The following is a 20,253-nucleotide window of genomic DNA, read 5'->3' on the forward strand; positions in this document are numbered from 1 at the left end:
ACTAACTTCTCGTCACGCTCTAAACGTACAACCCACAAAAGATAACAATCATTGATAACAAAGTTTGACATAAACCTACAGATTCATAATGATAAGCTCATCAACCTTGATTAAGGAGGCAATGCCATGAATGTAAGCTTAACCCCTAGCCTAGAACAATATGTGCGCGATTGCGCATCAACCGATGACTACAACAACGCCAGCGAAGTGGTGCGTGAAGCTATTCGTTTGCATAAGCAACGCGAAGAATATCGGCAAATGAAGCTAGCAAGGCTTAAAGAAGCTTTGCAATCGGGCATTGATGATATGGAAAACGGCAACTTTGCTGATTACTCTCTCGATTCTTTTATTGATGAGTTGGATAACAAAGCCAAGGTATGAGCAGCTTCAAGCTCACGCCTAATGCCAAAACCAGCTTAACCAACATTGCCCGCTACACCGAACAAGCATGGGGAAAGAAGCAGCGCAATGTTTACCTTAAACAGTTGGATGATTGCTTTCATTTACTTGCCAAACATCCTACACAAGGTAAAGAACGCCCAGAAATTAACCCTTCACTTCGTAGCTTTGCGGTTGGTAAACATGTGGTGTTTTATAGCGTAAAACCAAACATGGTCATCATTGTAAACATCTTGCATCAACGTATGGATTTTGAGACTCAACTTTCAAGAATTAAGTAAACTGTCACCGAATTCGCATATATGTCCCCGATTTTATATATGTTCCCGAATTTCTCTCATTTCCATGAAGCAAGGGACTCACTCACTGACCAAATTTCTCTCCATTCACCCGAGTTTATAGCTGCTAATATGTCCTGCGCAGTTAATCTTTCATTATCTTCTTCCAAATGAATACTTAAAAATTTTTTCAAAAGTTCTTCTGCCCGACCGACTACATGATTCCTAACATATATAATAGCTAAACAATAAAGTGCCCCACTAAGAATATCTAAAGAAGAATCATCACAAAACTGAATGCAACGTTCAAAAAACAGAATAGATTTATCTTCATTATTGTTTAAATATAGCTTCTCAGCATACCTAAAGTTTAAATATGCATAATCAGGAGCTAAATCAAATGCGCGTTTAAACAATTCTTCTGACTTCTCAGAATTTTTAAGCCTTGAGAAAAGTACTCCACCTGCTATGCAACAACTTAGGGACTCCTCAACTTTTACAATTTTATTAAACGTAATTTCAGCTAAATCATTATCATCTGCATCCATTAGCTCTGTCATTTCAATAAAAAGATTTTTGTGTTCTTCGGAAATATTATGAGAAAGCATCTCTCTATACACACTCACCCCAAAGCTATTTGTTTGAGAGTAGCCAGATGAACGCATTGGTATGCTTAAAGATGGAATATGGTGACCTTTAAATAAAAGACTTTCAAGTTCCTTTGTAGATATATGAACACCAGCCTTTTGCTGAGCTTCTACATAAGCAATTAACTTCCTATATGGGTTAAGACTACCATCTGCATCATGAATAATTTCAGCCAATTCTACTCTGTTCGCAATCGCTGTACTAGACCCTCGCCTAACATAGCATTGGCCTTCAAAGTTTTTCTTTAAACGACCATCACTAAACTTCTTAAATAAGTGTGGCTTCCGAGAGCTATAAGGGATTACAAATTGTAACAGAGAAAATGTTCCTTGTTCGGTAACGTGAGATACTCTCTTTACATTAAACTGAACTGGTGGATCAAGCATCGAGTTGATAGTTTGTTGAATTTCAGCTTCATCTGGAACTTTATCATAAGAGACGTTATAAAAATCACCTTCTTTTCTACCAATTAAAATAGTGCTGTTTTTATTTTTTTTTAAAGTTGAATTAGCCATAGCTGCTATATCTTTTGCCATTTCAACTTTTGTTTCGGGAAGCTTATAAAATGACTTTTTACAATCAAAAGAAGTACTTTCCTCTTCAGTAAAAATTGACATTACTTCCCCCATTTTAATACCCCAAATTAGGTGCTAACCAACGCTCGGCTTCATCCATACTCATACCTTTACGTTTGGCATATTCTTTGACTTGGTCTTTGTTAATTTTACCCACCATGAAATAATGCGATTCAGAGTTGGCAAAGTATAAACCTGATACGGCTGCAGTTGGTAGCATGGCAAAGGATTCAGTGATTTCCATGCCTATGTTAGTCTCAACATCCAAAAGCTGCCAAAGCGTGCCTTTTTCGGTGTGGTCTGGACATGCAGGATAACCCGCTGCAGGGCGAATGCCTTGGTATTTTTCTTTGATGATTTCGTCATTGCTTAATGACTCATCAGCAGCATAACCCCAGTAGTCTGTACGCACTTGTTTGTGCAGCATTTCAGCCAATGCTTCTGCCAATCGATCTGCCAAAACTTTAATCATAATCGCTGCATAATCATCATGCTCGGCTTCATATGCTTTGGCTTTTTCTTCTGCGCCAAAGATAGACACGGCAAATGCACCGATATGGTCATGGGCTTGCTCTGATTTGGAGATGAAATCGCTCAAACAAAGGTTGGCGCGTTTATCTTTTTTATCCGTTTGTTGGCGTAAGAAATGGAAACGTGTTTTTTCTTTGGTTTTTGCTTCATCTTCATACACAATCACAGTGTCATCATCGGTGGCTTGGGCTGGAAACAGTCCAAAAATCGCTTTGGCTGTAAACCAGTCTTCATCAATGATTTTATCCAGCCAAACATTGGCTTCATCAAACAACTTCTGTGCTTCTTTGCCTTTGTGTGGGTCATTTAAGATGCGTGGATACGCACCATTAAGCTCCCATGCACCAAAAAATGGCGACCAATCGATATATTCACGGATTTCGGCAATGGATAAATCATCCAACACCGTTACACCAAGTTTATTGGGTGCTGCGGCAATCGTAGCCTCATTCAGTGGTGTTGAATTGGCTCGGGCATCTGCCAAAGACAACCAATCGGTTTGTTTTTGTCTGCCCAAATAACGCTCACGCACGCCAATATATTCTTCACGGATATTTTTCACAAAGTCAGCGCGGTTTAACTCAGAAATTAAGTTTTGCGCCACGCCAACCGCACGAGATGCATCTTTCACCCACACAATCGGCTCATCGTATTCTGGGAAGATTTTCACGGCTGTATGCGCTTTGGATGTGGTCGCACCACCCAACATAATTGGTAATTTAAAGTCCAAACGCTTCATTTCTTTGGCGATATGCACCATTTCATCCAAGGATGGGGTAATCAGACCCGAAAGACCGATAATATCTACGTTGTGTTTCTTGGCTTCTTCCAAAATCGTCGCCGTTGGCACCATCACACCCAAATCAATGACCTCGAAATTGTTACACTGCAACACAACACCCACGATATTTTTACCAATATCATGTACATCGCCTTTCACTGTTGCCATCAACACTGTGCCGTTGGATGAGTTCACACCTTCAGCCTTACCTGCCTCGATATACGGCATCAAATAGGCTACCGCTTTTTTCATTACCCGCGCAGATTTCACCACTTGCGGCAAGAACATTTTACCCTCACCAAACAAGTCTCCCACTACATTCATACCATCCATGAGTGGGCCTTCAATCACTTCAATCGGCGCATCAAATGCTTGTCTAGCCTCTTCGGTGTCTTCAGTAACAAAAGCATCAATGCCTTTGACTAACGCATGTTCCAAGCGCTTGGCAACAGGCAGCTTGCGCCATTCATCATCGGCTTTTTTCGCGACAACACCGTCACCCCGGTATTTTTCAGCAATATCCAGTAATTTATCCGTGGCATCAGGATGTTTATTTAAGACCACATCTTCAACAGCATCCCGCAATTCTGTTGGAATATCTTCATACACTTCCAACATGCCTGCATTTACAATGCCCATGTCCATGCCTTGTTTGATGGCATAATATAAAAACACTGAGTGAATCGCTTCACGCACAGGGTTGTTGCCCCTAAATGAGAAGGACACATTGGACACACCACCTGAAACCATGGCATGTGATAGATTCTCCTTAATCCAGCCCGTGGCTTCAATGAAATCTACAGCATAGTTATTATGCTCTTCAATGCCTGTGGCAATGGCGAAGATATTGGGGTCAAAAATAATATCTTCGGGAGGGAAATTACATTTTTCAGTGAGCACTTTGTACGAGCGTTCACAAATTTCGGTTTTGCGCTTAAAAGTATCGGCTTGCCCATCTTCATCAAACGCCATCACCACAGCTGCCGCACCATATTTACGAATCAGCTTAGCTTGGCGGATAAAGTTTTCTTCGCCCTCTTTAAGTGAAATCGAGTTGACCACACCTTTGCCTTGTACGCACTGCAAACCTTCTTCGATGATTTCCCATTTCGAGCTATCAATCATCACAGGCACTTTAGAAATATCAGGTTCGGATGCAATCAGGTTGAGGAAAGTCCGCATGGCTGCTTTACCATCAAGCATGGCTTCATCCATGTTTACATCAATGATTTGTGCGCCATTTTCCACTTGTTCACGGCAAATATCCAAGGCGGTATCATAGTCGCCTTCCATCACAAGTCGTTTAAACTTGGCCGAACCCGTCACGTTGGCACGTTCACCCACGTTTACAAACAATGAGTTCTCATCAATATGTAACGGCTCTAAACCTGATAAACGGCATTGCACAGGTACATCGGGAATCACGCGCGGAGCAACACCTTCCACAGCTTTTGCCATCGCGCGGATATGCTCAGGGCTAGTACCACAACAACCACCAATAATATTTAAAAAGCCAGAACGCGCCCACTCACCAATTTCGGCAGCCATTTCTTCAGGTGTTTCATCATAACCACCCATAGCATTGGGTAAACCAGCGTTCGGGTGTGCATTGATATAACATGGAGAAGTATTAGATAACTCCTCAATATATTGACGCAATTCGCCTGCACCAAGCGCACAATTCAAACCAATAGAAATCGGTTCTGCATGTGCCATAGAGTTATAAAAAGCTGTCGCTGTTTGCCCAGATAATGTACGCCCTGAAGCATCAGTAATGGTGCCTGAAATCATAATTGGCAGTTCAATACCAAGCTCTTCAAAAGCTTCTTTAACGGCATAAATCGCGGCTTTGGCATTAAGCACATCAAAGACTGTTTCAATAAGGATAATATCCGAGCCACCCTCAACAAGTCCTTTGGTGGCAACTTTATAAGTTTCCACAAGCTCCATAAATGTCACATTTCTAAAACCTGGATCATTCACATCAGGTGAAATAGATGCTGTACGTGATGTGGGACCAATCACACCCGCTACAAAGCGCGGTTTTTCAGGCGTACTTGCCGCATCACATGCTTCACGCGCTAATTTTGCACCCGCTACATTCATTTCATACACCAGTTCTTCCATGCCGTAATCTGCCATGGAAGGTTTGTTGGAGTTAAAGGTGTTGGTTTCAAGAATATCCGCACCTGCTTCTAAATAAGCCGTGTGAATGTCTTTAATAATTTGCGGCTGGGTTAATGAAAGTAAGTCGTTATTACCTTTAAGCTCAGATGGCCAGTCGGCAAACCGTTCGCCTCTATAGTCTGCTTCTTCAAGTTTATAAGCTTGAATCATGGTTCCCATCGCGCCATCAAGGAGAAGGATGCGTTGTTGTAACTGTTTAATAATTTCTATATGTGAAGGGGTAAGTTGTTTCATAAGGGCAAGGTTATCAGTTCTTTAGGCTATTACAAAACTAGATTACACATTAAGCTTTTCTCAAAAGAAAATCATATTTTCTTACACATACAACATTTTTACTTTTATTTATATACTAACATTAAAAATCTACAGCCTTGTTAAGCATAAAACAAGCTTGAGAGTACAGAAAGGGAGAAGAAAATAAGTTATATCGATGCCGTGCCGCACATAAGGCTTAGGTAGCGTGGGCTGAGGCTTTGGTTAATCACTAAGTACACAATAGATAAGACATAAAAAAAGACGCCCTAGGGCGTCTTTTTTTATGTTCTAACCTATAACTACATCAGTACGCGTTCAATACCGCCATCTTTAATACGCTGTACAAATATTTTCTGCCAATCATCACCATGCAACTGTTTCATCAGTTCCACCACGATATAATCAGCATCCACACCAGAGCTTTCTTCCAAACGTGATAAACCTTGTAAACAAGCGGGGCAAGAAGTTAGGATTTTTTGTTGTTCATCACCCAATAAAGCTAGCTTCTCACTGGCTTCTGCCATTTTTTCTTCTTTACGGGCGCGAATCTTTCCTGAAATCGCAGGATATGCAGCAGCCAATGTACCTGCTTCAGCACAACATTCTTCACTTTCCACAGATTTTTTGTTCAGCAAAGATGAAATCACCATTTCAGAGCCATGGCGTTTGAGTGGGTTATGGCAAGGTTCATGGTACATATACTGTACACCTTGCACATTATCCACGCTCACCCCTTGCGTCATTAAATATTCATGAATATCAATCAAAGGTGCATCGGGAAAAATTTCTTCCAAATAATACTTGGTTAACTGATCATAACATGTGCCACATGAAATCACCACGGCTTCAAAATCAAGGTAAGACAATGCATTTTTTAAGCGATGGAATAATACGCGATTATCATAAGTAATCTTATCCCCTTGTTCATGATCACCACTTGCTGTGCTTGGGTAACCGCAACACAAATACGATGGTGGAAGCACCACATTCACACCCAAATCAAAGAGTGCGGCTTGGGTTGCCATGCCCACTTGTGAAAACAAACGTTCCGAACCACAGCCTGGGAAATAAAACACAGCTCTACCATTAGCTTTATTGGCATCACGTAAAATAGGTATCATATTTTTATCACGCGATTCAATGCCCAAAATTTGCCTTGATGTTTTCAGTGGCAAGGTAGGCAATGGGCGCTCCACGAAGTTAATCACTTGAGCTTGGATACCATCCAAGTTACGTGTTGCCGCAGGTTTATCTTTAATAACGCCCATCAGTTTCGCTGCTTTGTGCAACCATTGATGACCTTTATAACTCCAACGAATACCTACTTCGCGTACAATCTTGACCAAATCGGGATTTTGAATGACCAAAAACATCAAAGATAACTTAGAAACAATGTTAAACCGCGCCTGTCCTTTGTCTTTAAGCAAGGCGCGCATTTTTTCAGTGACCACACCAAAATCAATATCCACAGGGCATGGTGCTTCACATTTATGACAAATTGTGCAATGGCTAGCCACATCTTGTAAACCTTCAAACTGCTCAAAAGATATACCCGCTCCTGTTTGCGACTCATACAAAAAGGCTTCAATAATCGCACCTGATGCTTGAATCTTATTGCGCGGTGAATACAACATATTGGCGCGTGGAAAGTGCGTATTACACACTGGTTTACATTTACCACAACGTAAACATGGAGAAATTTCTTCCGAAAGCTCTGTTAAATCTGCAGCTTCCATGATAACAGACTCATGTTCTAAAAGATTAAAGCTTGGTGTGTAAGTTAAGCTTAAATCCAAACCAGGTTGTAGTTTTCCACGGTTAAACAGGTCTTCAGGGTCTGCGCCCTTCAAATAAGCCGCAGTTTCTGACAAAACTTCATCATTTAAATACGCCAACTTGGTAATACCAATACCATGTTCCCCTGAAATCACACCGCCAAGCTCTTCTGCTTTACGCATGACCTTTTCAACCACATGATGCGCTCTACGCATCATCATATAGTCATTCGAGTTCACTGGAATATTGGTATGAACATTACCATCACCCGCATGCATATGGGTAGCAACCACGACACGACCAGATAATACTTGCTGGTGAATCGTTTTGATTTTATTTTCTAATGTTTCATTACCACGTAAGTGCTCAAGCAACGGTTTTTCAACTTCTTCACGGTATGAAATGCACAAGTCACCACGCTGAATCACACCAAAAACCGTATCGTCTTCCAACAAATCTATATCTGTAAAATATTGTGCGTAATTGGTTGCAGGCTCTTTTAAACCTTTACATAAATCACACCATTTTTGCCGTGCTTGTTTAATAATCGCCACACAACTATCTAGCTTCTCAGCCAAATACATATCATCTTCAAGGTTTAATTCTTGGCGAACCAACTGGTCTTCAGAATCTAACGAATCTTTGGTAGTTTCAAAGTATTCCGACAAAGCATCAATGATATCAACTTTATTACCAATCGAGTTTTCAATATTAAGAAACTCTACATAATCATTGTATTCGGATAAACGTGGCAATGGAATCACCACATCTTCATTCATTTTAAAGGCTCGCGTGTGTTTGGCAATCGCAGCCATACGCCCTCTATCACCCCAGAAACGTCCTCTATCTTCTTTAGAAATCGCCACAAAACCTTCGCCATTACCCTCAGATGCCAAACGACAAATATCCGAACATGTCTGTGCCACAGCTTTTTCATCATCACCTGACACATCAATCAATAACACCACTTTAGGGCGTTCGCGACGTGTGGATTTGCTCACATAATTGATGGCTTTAACGTATTTCTCATCAAAATGCTCAAAACCTTCAAGAAATACCGTTTCTTGCGCGTCCACATGGTTTTTAATATTTACCAAAGCTTGGGTTGCATCATCTAGTTTTTGTCCAAAAAACTCACAACATACCGTTCGGGTTACATCATAAGCACGGTGCAAAATAAAGGTGGCTTCAACAATAAAACCATCTGTACCCTCTTTTTGCACACCGGGCAAACCGCCCATGGCTTTGCGTGTCACGTCTTTACCCAAACCCTCTTTGCGGAAAATATGCCCTGGCAAATCTAGGTTTTCTTCAGATATCACTGTTCCATCAATAGAGGAAGTTTTCGTGATTTTAAAATGTATCAAGGCTTCATCATGCAGTTTGCCCATATTATGGTTGATACGTTCCACCAATAACCAATGTCCATCTGGTGTAACCATTTTCCAACTTAATAGGTTATCAACACATGTACCCCAAATTACAGCATGTTTACCGCCTGCATTGGATGCAACATTACCACCAATCGTACATGCCCAAAGGCTGGTTGGGTCAGTAGCAAACACATGGGGTTTGGATGCATCCATCACTTTACCTGTTACAGCACCAGCTTGTGCTGAAATGGTAGCAACTTCACCTTTATCGCCAATGTTTCTGGTTTCCACTTTCCCTATCTTATCAAATTTTTCTACATTGATAATCACAGAGTCATTGGATAATGGTACGGAACCACCACATAAACCTGTACCACCACCACGCGGAATCACAACCAACCCCTGTTGCTGAATCGTACGAATCAAACCAGGTATTTCTTCAGCTGTATCGGGTGTCAGCACACAAAACGGCAAGTGTGAACGCCAATCTGTCGCATCGGTTGCGTGATGGCTTAATGTAAAAGCATCGAAATGAATATTATTCTTATGGGTAAACTTGGCAAAAGCGCGTTTGACTTTGCGTCTGCGTTTGGGTTCATTATCAAACCATGCATAAAAGTCTTCGAGCATACGCTCTGTGGAGCAAGCTACCCGTGTAGCTCTTGGATTATCTTGTGCGCTGGCTTTAATGCGATCAATACGCTTCTGCTGCTGAAACCTTAATTTCTTTAAGCGTTTAGGATGCTTAAGCAAGTCGTTTTTTAGGAAAATATTGCGCTCAATGACCCATACATCGCCCAAAACATCAAACAAAAGACGCGCTGAACGACCTGTTTTACGCTGTGAACGGAGTACACTTAGGTCGTCCCATACCTCTTCACCTAAGAAGCGTTTAACAATCTCACGGTCTGAATATGACGTGTAATTATATGGTATTTCACGAATATGTTCACTCACTAAGCCACTCCATAGCGCATCAGTTCTACAAAAAAAATCAAACATACTTTCTCTAAAAGCGCCGATAGCGTAACAGCGTTACATGAAAATAAACTAAATGAATTTGTAACTGTTATCATAGCCACTAAATTGCTAGGGTTCGGCAGTACTTTACCAAGGAGACAGCACATGCCCAAGCAAGAAACCTTTTCAGCCTTTGACCAAGATGCACTGGACTACCATAGCCAACCTACTCCAGGCAAAATAAGTGTGCGTCCTAGCAAACCTTGTGTCACCCAGCGCGATTTAGCACTTGCTTATTCACCTGGTGTTGCCATTCCTTGCTTGGAAATTGAAAAAGACCCCAACAAGGCTTATGATTACACATCTCGTGCCAATTTGGTAGGTGTGATAAGTAATGGTACTGCTGTATTGGGGCTAGGCAATATCGGTGCACTTGCCAGTAAACCAGTGATGGAAGGTAAAGGCATTTTATTTAAACGTTTTGCTGATATTGATGTATTTGATATCGAAATCGATGAACTCGACCCCATGGCATTTGTGGAAACAGTTGCTCGCCTAGAGCCAACCTTTGGCGGTATTAACTTAGAAGACATCAAAGCACCTGAATGTTTTATTATTGAAGAAGAATTAAAGAAACGTGTTAATATTCCTGTATTGCATGATGACCAACATGGTACGGCTGTTATTACAACCGCAGCTTTAATCAATGCACTTATCCTGCAAAACAAAAATATTGAAGATGTTAAAATTGTATGCCTTGGTGCTGGCGCTGCGGGTTTTGCTTGCATGCGTTTGATTGAAGAGCTTGGTGCGCAACGTAAAAACATGTACTTCTTAGACAGAAAAGGTGTGATTCATAACAACCGTGGCGATGAACTTCCTTTTCACAAAGCACACTTTGCCAATGGCGATAAAGATACCAGCCTTGAAGAAATCATGGTAGATGCCGATGTTTTCCTTGGGCTTTCGCAAGGTAATATGGTTACCCCTGAAATGCTTAAAAGCATGGCAAACAAACCCATTGTTTTTGCCATGGCAAACCCAACCCCAGAAATCAATTATGACGTAGCCATGAGTACACGCCCTGATTTAATTATGGCAACAGGTCGCTCTGACCATCCCAACCAAGTGAATAATGTACTTGGTTTCCCATTTTTATTCCGTGGTGCTTTGGATGTGCGTGCTACCACTTTTAACGAAGAAATGAAAATTGCTGCAGTGCATGCACTTGCTGAATTAGCCCGTGAAGAAGTGCCCGCATCTGTGCTTAAAGTGTATGGTGAAAAAGAATTGCGTTTTGGCCCACAGTATATTTTACCTAAACCCTTTGATCCGCGGTTGATTGAGGTTGTGCCCACCGCTGTCGCTAAAGCAGCAGTTGAAACAGGTGTTGCTCGTCAACCGATTACTGATTTTGACAATTATGCACAAGAACTTGCAGGGCGCATTGACCAGTCCCGCACCTTTATGCGCCTTGTTATGGACAAAGCTAGGCACCAACCTTTACGTTTGGCTTTCCCTGAAGGTGATGACCCTACCATTATTCGTGCAGCCACAGTGATGCGTGATGAAAACATCGCAAAACCCATGTTAATTGGTTGCCCAGAAAGCATCCAAAACCAAGCTGAAATGATGCGCCTAGACTTAAAAGGTGTAGAAATCATTGACCCTAACGAAGAAAACTCCCGTTTTGATAGCCTAGCTGATGCCCTTTACTTTGACCGTAAACGCCATGGTGTATTACGAAATGTTGCCGTGGAAACACTTAAACATGATAAAAATACTTTGGGTTCTTTATTGGTAAGGCAGGGATTTGCAGATGGCATGCTCACAGGTCGCACACAACACTACCCAACAGCACTTAGCCCTATACTTAAAGTATTGGGGCATGATGAAAAAACAAGTAAACACCATCATGTATATGGCATGTATTTGTTAATCTTAGAAGAACGTGCCTTATTATTTGCCGATTGTACTGTTAATGTTGAGATGAATGCCGAACAACTTGCAGAAGTTGCTGTACTAACGGCTAAAACAGCAGAATCACTCGGTATTGAACCTAAAGTTGGCATGTTATCTTTTTCAAACTTTGGTAGTTCCACCCATGCTGAGTCTCAAAAAGTTGCCGATGCAGTACGCATCCTTCACCGAACACACCCTAAACTGGTTGTTGATGGTGAAATGCAAGCTGACACGGCAGTAAATAGTGATATTTTATCCAACTATCCTTTTTCTAAATTGACTGAATCAGCAAACGTATTGATATTCCCCACTATGCAAGCAGGGAACATAGCCTATAAACTACTTAAAGAACTTGCTGGAGCTACAGCTATCGGCCCAATTCTTATGGGGCTTCCGCAACAGGTTCATGTTTTGCAAACAGGTGCTAGTGTTGATGATATTGTAAACTTAGCTGCTATTGCTTCAGCAAGGGCTATTGATTAAGACATGCAAAACAAACGTGTATTAGAGAAAAGGAAGAATTAAACGTATGAATAATCTATTGCGAAATATCCCATTGTTTTCAGAGCTTAATGACAATGAGATTGAGTCTATTCAAAAGTTAATTACCTTTCATGATGTACCCAAAAAAACCATTGTATTACAAGAAGGTGAAGACGGCTGCTCCTTATTTATCATCATTTCGGGCTCAGTCAAAATATCATACTATGCACCCGATGGGCGTGAAGTGGTGTTATCGCTACTTGAAGAAGGCGCTTATTTTGGAGAAATGTCTCTACTCGACAAACAACCTCGCTCAGCCACTGTGGTCACACTCAACGACTCACGCTTGGCACAGATTCGACGGGCTGACTTTGAACGTTTATTGCTCCAACAGCCCAAGGTTGCCTTAAAACTACTATCTGAAACTGTATCTCGGTTACGCCGCACCAGCAAAGTGCTTGAGCGTATTAGTACTTTGGATGTCCCCCACCGCCTTTATCATTACCTTAAAGATTTTGGGGATCGTTTTGGCAAAAACAAGACCAATGGTATTGTCACAGTTCAACTACCTACCCACCAGATGATTGCTGATCAGCTTTCAACCAGCCGAGAAACGATTTCTCGTGCCGCCAGCGCCTTAAAAAAAGAAGGTATTATTATCAAATCAGATAAACCTGGTGAATCCCAACTTGATATGGAATCATTAGAAACACTTCTTCAAGCCATGGGTTAACAAGTTGGCTATAAGCAAAACATCAACCTATAATAGACATTAGTTCAATGGCTATTTATGCTTCTGCTCGAAGTGAAAATAGCATCAATGATAGCACCATTACGGAGTTTGAAACATGGATGATAGTAATCTAAACCCTGCGTTACCTGTTCTTATCGAAGATGAGATGAAACGTTCTTATCTCGATTATGCGATGAGTGTTATCATTGGCAGGGCATTACCTGATGCTAGAGATGGTTTAAAACCTGTTCACCGCCGTATTCTATATGCCATGCAAGATTTAGGCTCTACATTTGAAAAGCCTTATAAAAAATCCGCGCGTATCGTGGGTGATGTGATTGGTAAGTATCACCCTCATGGTGATACCGCTGTTTATGATGCTATGGTGCGTATGGCACAGCCTTGGAGCATGCGTCATGTGCTTGTCGATGGTCAAGGTAACTTTGGCTCTGTGGATGGCGACTCCCCTGCCGCCATGCGTTATACCGAATCCCGCATGAGTAAACTGTCTGCTGAATTGCTTGCAGACCTTGATAAAGACACTGTCGATTTTGGTCCCAACTATGATGAATCCTTGTCTGAACCTAAAGTTTTACCCGCAAAATACCCCAATCTTTTGGTTAATGGTTCGCAAGGTATTGCTGTCGGTATGGCAACCAACATCCCTCCACACAACTTGGGTGAAGCCATCAATGCTATTATTGCTTTAACCAAAAATATTGATATTGATGATGAAGAATTGATGCAAATCATGCCTGGTCCTGATTTTCCAACCGCAGGTTTCATTTATGGTCGCAAAGGCATGCGTGATGCATTTGCCACAGGCCGCGGTTCGGTCACCATGCGAGCCAAAGTGGTGATTGAGCGCAACAAACGCACCAAACGCGAGTCATTGGTTATCGCTGAGCTTCCTTACCAAGTGAACAAAGCAAAATTACACAAATATATTGCTGAATTAGCGAGAGATAAAAAAATTGAGGGTATTTCAGAGGTTCGTGATGAATCGGATCGTGATGGTATGCGCTTGGTCATTGACCTGAAAAAAAGTGAAGTTCCTGAAATTGTATTAAACAACCTCTACAAACAAACAGCCATGCAGTGCAACTTTAGCTGCAACTATTTATCACTTATTGATGGTCAACCCAAACTTTGTGGTGTACGCGAATTATTATTACACTTCCTTGATCATAGACGCCAAGTTGTAACACGCCGTAGTTTGTTTGATTTAGCCAAAGCCGAAGCGCGCATTCATATTTTGGAAGGTTTATTGATTGCCTTGGACAATATTGATGCAGTCATCAAACTTATTCGCGCTAGTAAAACAGGAGCAGAAGCCAAAGAAGGTTTATGCGCCAAGTTTGAACTATCTGAAAAACAGGCTCAAGCCATTTTAGATATGCGTTTACAGCGCCTAACAGGTCTAGAATATGATAAAATTAAAGCCGAGTTTGATGAAATAGCTGCTTTAATTAAATATCTTAAAGAAATTTTGGCTGATGAAAAATTATTGATGAAAGTGATTGTCGAAGAACTTGAACAAGTCCGCGACAAATATGCAGACCCACGCCGTTCTATCATCATTGATGAAACCGCAGAATTATCGATTGAAGACTTGATTACCGAAGAAGATATGGTGGTTACCATTTCCAATGAAGGTTATATTAAACGTAACCCAACAACGCTTTATAGAGCACAACGTCGTGGTGGCAAAGGCAAAACTGCCATGACCACCAAAGATGAAGATTTTGTGCAACAACTCATGGTTGCATCTACACATGACTTCTTATTGTTCTTCTCGGATAAAGGGCGTGTGTTCCGCAAAAAAGTATATGAAATCCCACAAGCAGGTCGTGCTGCGCGTGGTAAAGCATTGGTCAATATCTTACCTGTAGAAAAAGGTGAGAAAATTTCTGCGACACTGGCTGTGCGTGAATTTGAAGATGGTCGGTACATCATCATGGCAACCAAAAATGGTGTGGTGAAGAAAACAAGTCTCACCGAATACAAAAATATTCGCTCCAATGGTATTATTGCTATTCGTTTGGATGACAATGATGAGTTAATTGCTGTAGCTATCTCCAACGGTGACCAAGATATCATGCTTGCTTCAAGCAATGGCAAAGCCATTCGCTTTAGTGAAACAGATGTTCGCCCACTTAGTCGTAGTACGCGTGGTGTTACAGGCATCCGCATGAGCGAAGGTAACCGTGTGATTTCCATGTCTGTGGTTGCTGAAAAAGCTACATTCTTGGCTATTTCTGAAAATGGCTATGGTAAACGTACGGCAGTCAGTGAATACAATACACAAAAACGTGGTGGACAAGGCGTATTTACGCTCAAAACAGGTGGACGCAACGGTGATATGATTGGTGCACTTCAAGTATTGGATGACGACCAAGTTATGATGATGACAGACTCAGGTCGTTTGGTGCGCATTCGTATGAATGGCATCAATGTGATTGGTCGTAATACACAAGGTGTAACATTAATTGACTGCTCTGCTAAAGAACGTGTGATTGGTGCAGTGCGTGTGGTTGAAAAACAAGATGACAGTGATAATGAAAATATTGTTGAATCTGACTTTGACAGTGATTTTGATGAAAATGCAACCAATGACACAACAAACACATCAGATACAGGTGACAATGAATGATAGACCGCAAAGCGCTACGTACTGATGCGCCAAACATGGAAGAAGCATTAAAAAAACGTGGTGAAGATGTTGTAAACGCAACCTCTACTTGGAAGAAGTCTTTAACACTTGATGCGCAACAACGCCAATTAAAAAGTGAATCTGAACAGCTTCAAGCTGAGCGTAATAAAGTGTCCAAGCTGATTGGTTTAAAAAAGAAAAATGGCGAAGATGCGACTGCAGAACTTCAAAGCATGGCTGAAGTAGGCAAACAAACCAAGCTGTTAGATACCCAAGCAAAGGAAGCTGAAGCAGCCTTTAACTTAGCGTTGCTTGAAATTCCCAATATACCTCATGAAAGTGTACCTGCGGGGCGGGATGAAGCAGACAATGTGGAAATTCGCCGTTGGGGAAATCCGCGTACAGATACTGTACCTGCACATTGGGATATTGGTGAAGATTTAGGCATCATTGACTTTGACGCAGGTGCCAAACTAGCTGGCAGCCGCTTTTCTGTACTCAAAGGTGCTGGCGCACGCATGGAACGTGCACTGATTCAATTCATGCTGGATAAACATGCTGACAGACATGGTTATGAAGAAGTATGGGTTCCTGCCATTGCCAATCGAAAAACCATGACGGGCACAGGGCAATTGCCCAAATTTGAAGATGATGCCTACAGACTTTCTGGGGAAGACTTATTTCTTATCCCCACAGCAGAAGTCCCCGTCACCAATCTTTACCAAGATATGATTCTTGAAGCGTCACAATTGCCCATTAAACACTGTGCCTACACCCCATGCTTTCGCCGTGAAGCTGGCTCTGCTGGGCGCGATACACGGGGCATCATTCGCCAACACCAATTTGATAAAGTTGAACTTGTACAACTCGTACACCCTGCAAATGCTTTAACCGCCCTAGATGAACTATTATCACATGCTGCTGCTATTTTAGAAGCATTAGAATTACCCTATCGATTGGTCAATCTATGTGCTGGAGACCTTGGTTTCTCTGCTGAAAAAACATTTGATTTAGAAGTCTGGCTACCAAGCCAAAATACTTATCGTGAGATTTCATCATGCTCATCTTTTGGGCAATTTCAAGGGCGTCGCGCTGGTATTCGTTTCCGTGAAGAAGGTTGCAAACCGCAAGCTGTTGCCACCATTAACGGCTCTGGTTTGGCTATTGGACGAACCATGGTTGCTATTCTTGAAAACTATTGGCAAACTGATGGTAGCGTCAATATTCCCCTTGCACTACAACCTTATATGGCAGGTTTACAAAATATTCAAACCAAAGCAACTGCATAAAGAGAGCCTTAATTATGTTTAAATATACCCTCATCATTGCAGCCTTTTTACTCAGTTCTTGCGCAAGCGAACCATTAAATTTTTCAAAATCTGCTAAAGGTGACTACCTCAAAGGAAAAAGCTTAATTTCTTCGAATAAATATGCACGAGCAGTACAATTTCTTGAGAAATTTGCAGCCAAATATCCATACAGTGAATATGCAACAAAAGCCAAAATATTACGCCTTGAAGCAGCTTATTTGGACGAACAATATGTACTTAGTGAAACATTGGCTTTGCGTTTTATGGATACCCACCCTACGCACCCACAACTCGCGCAGGTACAATATTTGCTTGGTATGAGTTATTACCAAGAATCATCCAATGCCTACCATGACCAGCAATTCTCAAATAAAGCTAGGGATACTTTTGTTGCCCTTAACCAAAAGTTTCCCCATAATCCAAACTTCAACCAAGCCAAACAATACATTCAAGAACTAACCGACCGCTTGGCTAAACATGAACTCATTGTTGGGAAATTTTATTTTGACAAAAAGCTTTATGTTGCAGCAACCAACCGTTTTATTCAGGCCAAAAACACCTACCCCAATAGTCATCAAACTGATGAGATTTTATATTACCTTGTTGCATCATACGTCGCATTAAAACAAAAGGACTATGCAAAAGAAGTATTAAGTATACTCCAAAAAAAACCTGTACAAAACCAATGGCGTAAACAAGCTGAAGCACTGATGTGATGTTTCGTTTTATTTTCATTACTACAGTTTTTATGATTACAGCATGTACAGATAATCAAGCTCAAAGTATTCAAACCTTACTAGAGGCTAGAAACCATAGTATAAGCCAACAAAATATAGAGAAGTACACTTCACTTTTAGATGCCAACTATTTAAAACATGAAGGTCAACATAAGGTAGCACAAATGGCAGAAGTGTTTACCCGATTCGAAAAGGTTCACATGGATACTAGAGATCAAGAAATACGTATCATTGATGATAACCACGCTATTTGTGAACAAACCTATATATTAAAGGTTTTTGCGGATGGGGACTGGCGTGAAATTGTACAACGTGAACAGCTGACCTTTACCAATACCGATGGCCATTGGAAGATTAGCGGCGGACTTTAAAGAAAAAATGCCCTCGTAGCTCAGATGGATAGAGCGACCGCCTCCTAAGCGGTAGGCCACAGGTTCGACTCCTGTCGAGGGCACCATTCCTTATTTACAGAATAAACTTGCACATCACCGATAAACACTGAAAATACGCGCATCTTATCCAAGGGAGTCAGCACGTGCCTCATTATCAACACACTATTCTTGAGCTCATTGGCAATACACCTTTGGTTCGCATCACCAATATTACTAAAGATTTACCTGATAACATTCAAATTCTTGCCAAACTAGAACGCCATAATCCAGGTGGCTCTGTTAAAGACCGCCCTGCTCTATGGATGGTTAAAGAAGGGATCACATCTGGAGCGCTAACCAAAGACAAGATTATTTTTGACTCTACGTCTGGAAACACGGGCATTGCGCTCGCTATGATTGGTGCTGCAATGGGTTATAAGGTAAAACTTGTAATGCCTGCAAATGTGTCGGATGAACGCAAGCGTATTTGTCAGGCTTTTGGTGCAGAACTTGTCTTTTCCGACCCTCTAGAAGGTTCTGATGGAGCAATCCTATTGGCTAGAGAGCTTTATAAGCAGTCACCTGAACTTTATTTTAAACCAGACCAATACAATAATCCTGCCAATCCCAAGGCTCATGAAGAATCAACGGGTCCTGAAATTTGGCGTGATACCCATCAAGAAGTGACACACTTTGTAGCCTCTATGGGCACATCTGGCACCTTGGTTGGCACTGGTCGTTACCTCAAACAACAAAATAGCGCAGTACAAATTATCGCAGCAGAACCGGACTCACCTTTTCACGGTATTGAAGGTTTAAAACATATGGAATCAAGTATTGTGCCTGGCATTTATGATGAAACAGTGTACGACACCAAACTGGGCATCACAACTGAAGACGCCTATGAACTTACACAACGCCTAGCAAGTGAAGAAGGCATGTTATGTGGTCAGTCTTGTGGCTGTGCCTTGGCGGCCAGTTTACAAATTGCGCACCAACTTGCAGCGCAAGGTCAATCAGGAACTATCGTTTGTATTTTCCCTGATGGTGGTGAGAAATATTTAAGTACACCTGTATTTGCAAGTGGAACAGTCTTTGCAGGTGAAGGTATTTAACACAACAAACGGGTTATGCCTTATTTTCGGCATTTTCCTGACGCTTCAGTAACACCTCTTCCCGCGTAATGCTTACGGACTGTGGCGCATCAATGCCGATGCGCACTTGCCCACCTTTAATCGATAAGACTTTGACTTCAATATTTTCACCTATGGTGATCGTTTCGCCTGATTTTCGTGTAAGAATTAACATAATAGTAGTTATAGCAACTATGAAGCCAATACACAAGTTTACTTAGTCACATGTATGCCAAGTCGCACACACGCCCGACTCACAATCTACACCACCCGGTTTAACTGCTTCAATATAAGCTGAAAGCACATAATCTTCCACACCACGCCCAGGCGCCCAATCTTTGATAAACGCACGTGACTCATCTTTTGGTGTGATACAAATATTCTCAAAACCTGCTTTTTGCAACATGGTTTCAATATCCTCAATTAATTCAGCGCCCGCCATACAGCCCGCATGTAATAAAGGGTCACTTTTCATTTCTTCAGGCATTTCAGCTGTTGCCACCACATCAGAAACTGCCAAACGACCCCCCGGCTTTAACACACGGAATGCATCATTAAATACTTGCTGTTTGTTGGGTGATAAATTAATCACACAGTTAGAGATAATAATATCTGCCGTATTATCCGCGATAGGTAAATGTTCGATTTCGCCCAAACGAAATTCAACCTGAGAGAACTTGCCTTTAAGTGCATTTTTACGTGCTTTTGAAATCATTGTAGGTGTCATATCTACGCCAATAACCTTACCAGAAACACCAACTTCACGGGCGGACAAAAACGCATCAAAACCACCACCACTGCCTAAATCCACCACTATTTCCCCTTCTTTAAGTGAGGCAATCGCTCTAGGATTGCCACAGCCTAAACCCATATCGGCACCATCAGGTACAGCATCCAAATCGCCTTCTGAATAACCCAAACGCGTGGAAATCAATGTATTAATCGCAGCATCATCAGATACACCACAACAACTGGCAACCTCACCACAGCAACTACCTTCATTGCTCGCTTCTGCTACTTTCGCATATTCTTCTCTTACATTTTGACGAATATTATCCATATTATGATGGTCACTCATACCAATACACCCCTTTTATTCATTAAAATA

The 20,253-nt window shown here is 41.5% G+C and carries 14 protein-coding genes and 1 tRNA gene; 10 read left to right on the forward strand and 5 right to left on the reverse strand.

From position 1 onward, the window contains the following. Positions 1 to 126 precede the first annotated feature (126 nt). Together DM09_RS05520 and DM09_RS05525 are read left to right on the forward strand one after the other, a co-directional pair. Positions 127 to 381: a type II toxin-antitoxin system ParD family antitoxin gene (locus DM09_RS05520; RefSeq protein WP_038248328.1), complete on the forward strand. Its 255-nt coding sequence runs from the start codon at positions 127 to 129 to the stop codon at positions 379 to 381. Next, positions 378 to 680, forward strand: coding sequence for a type II toxin-antitoxin system RelE/ParE family toxin (locus DM09_RS05525; RefSeq protein WP_038248330.1), 303 nt, complete (start codon positions 378 to 380; stop codon positions 678 to 680). Before DM09_RS05520 ends, DM09_RS05525 begins: the two co-directional genes overlap by 4 nt. Before the next feature lie 56 nt (positions 681 to 736). Here the strand turns inward: DM09_RS05525 and DM09_RS05530 are convergent, their stop codons facing one another. The 3 genes from DM09_RS05530 to DM09_RS05540 form a co-directional block, all read right to left on the reverse strand. Next, the gene (locus tag DM09_RS05530) at positions 737 to 1,942 is read right to left on the reverse strand and encodes an ATP-binding protein (protein WP_157753605.1); all 1,206 of its coding nucleotides are present in this window, start codon (positions 1,940 to 1,942) and stop codon (positions 737 to 739) included. Between the two features lie 13 nt (positions 1,943 to 1,955). After that, entirely contained in the window at positions 1,956 to 5,633 is a 3,678-nt protein-coding gene (gene metH, locus DM09_RS05535) for a methionine synthase (protein ID WP_038248336.1), read from the reverse strand. Between the two features lie 320 nt (positions 5,634 to 5,953). After that, positions 5,954 to 9,760, reverse strand: coding sequence for a DUF3683 domain-containing protein (locus DM09_RS05540; RefSeq protein WP_038248339.1), 3,807 nt, complete (start codon positions 9,758 to 9,760; stop codon positions 5,954 to 5,956). Positions 9,761 to 9,928: 168 nt separating this feature from the next. On the opposite strand from DM09_RS05540, the gene DM09_RS05545 reads away from it, so the two are divergent. The 8 genes from DM09_RS05545 (at position 9,929) to DM09_RS05580 (ending at position 19,127) form a co-directional block, all read left to right on the forward strand. Then, positions 9,929 to 12,208, forward strand: a complete 2,280-nt coding sequence (locus tag DM09_RS05545; RefSeq protein ID WP_038248341.1) for an NADP-dependent malic enzyme — start codon at positions 9,929 to 9,931, stop codon at positions 12,206 to 12,208. A gap of 46 nt (positions 12,209 to 12,254) precedes the next feature. After that, on the forward strand, positions 12,255 to 12,941 hold the full coding sequence (locus DM09_RS05550; RefSeq protein ID WP_038248343.1) for a Crp/Fnr family transcriptional regulator: 687 nt from the start codon (positions 12,255 to 12,257) through the stop codon (positions 12,939 to 12,941). 115 nt (positions 12,942 to 13,056) lie between these two features. Then, on the forward strand, positions 13,057 to 15,594 hold the full coding sequence (gene gyrA, locus DM09_RS05555) for a DNA gyrase subunit A (RefSeq protein WP_038248345.1): 2,538 nt from the start codon (positions 13,057 to 13,059) through the stop codon (positions 15,592 to 15,594). Then, positions 15,591 to 16,883: a serine--tRNA ligase gene (gene serS / locus DM09_RS05560; RefSeq protein WP_038248347.1), complete on the forward strand. Its 1,293-nt coding sequence runs from the start codon at positions 15,591 to 15,593 to the stop codon at positions 16,881 to 16,883. Before gyrA ends, serS begins: the two co-directional genes overlap by 4 nt. 14 nt (positions 16,884 to 16,897) lie before the next feature. Next, on the forward strand, positions 16,898 to 17,620 hold the full coding sequence (locus DM09_RS05565; RefSeq protein WP_038248349.1) for an outer membrane protein assembly factor BamD: 723 nt from the start codon (positions 16,898 to 16,900) through the stop codon (positions 17,618 to 17,620). Then, positions 17,620 to 18,012: a hypothetical protein gene (locus DM09_RS05570; RefSeq protein ID WP_038248351.1), complete on the forward strand. Its 393-nt coding sequence runs from the start codon at positions 17,620 to 17,622 to the stop codon at positions 18,010 to 18,012. Before DM09_RS05565 ends, DM09_RS05570 begins: the two co-directional genes overlap by 1 nt. A 9-nt stretch (positions 18,013 to 18,021) precedes the next feature. Beyond that, a tRNA-Arg gene (locus tag DM09_RS05575) sits at positions 18,022 to 18,098 on the forward strand. A 78-nt stretch (positions 18,099 to 18,176) separates the two neighbouring features. After that, complete coding sequence (locus DM09_RS05580; protein ID WP_038248353.1) at positions 18,177 to 19,127, forward strand: PLP-dependent cysteine synthase family protein; 951 nt, start codon at positions 18,177 to 18,179, stop codon at positions 19,125 to 19,127. A gap of 13 nt (positions 19,128 to 19,140) precedes the next feature. Here the strand turns inward: DM09_RS05580 and csrA are convergent, their stop codons facing one another. Together csrA and DM09_RS05590 are read right to left on the reverse strand one after the other, a co-directional pair. After that, positions 19,141 to 19,320: a carbon storage regulator CsrA gene (gene csrA / locus DM09_RS05585; RefSeq protein ID WP_038248356.1), complete on the reverse strand. Its 180-nt coding sequence runs from the start codon at positions 19,318 to 19,320 to the stop codon at positions 19,141 to 19,143. A 42-nt stretch (positions 19,321 to 19,362) separates the two neighbouring features. Further along, positions 19,363 to 20,223 carry an arsenite methyltransferase gene (locus DM09_RS05590; protein ID WP_051938203.1) on the reverse strand — a complete coding sequence of 287 codons (861 nt, stop codon included), beginning with the start codon at positions 20,221 to 20,223 and terminating at the stop codon, positions 19,363 to 19,365. Positions 20,224 to 20,253: the final 30 nt, after the last annotated feature.

This window comes from Ghiorsea bivora, from assembly GCF_000744415.1.
Classification (GTDB): Bacteria; Pseudomonadota; Zetaproteobacteria; order Mariprofundales; family Mariprofundaceae; genus Ghiorsea; species Ghiorsea bivora.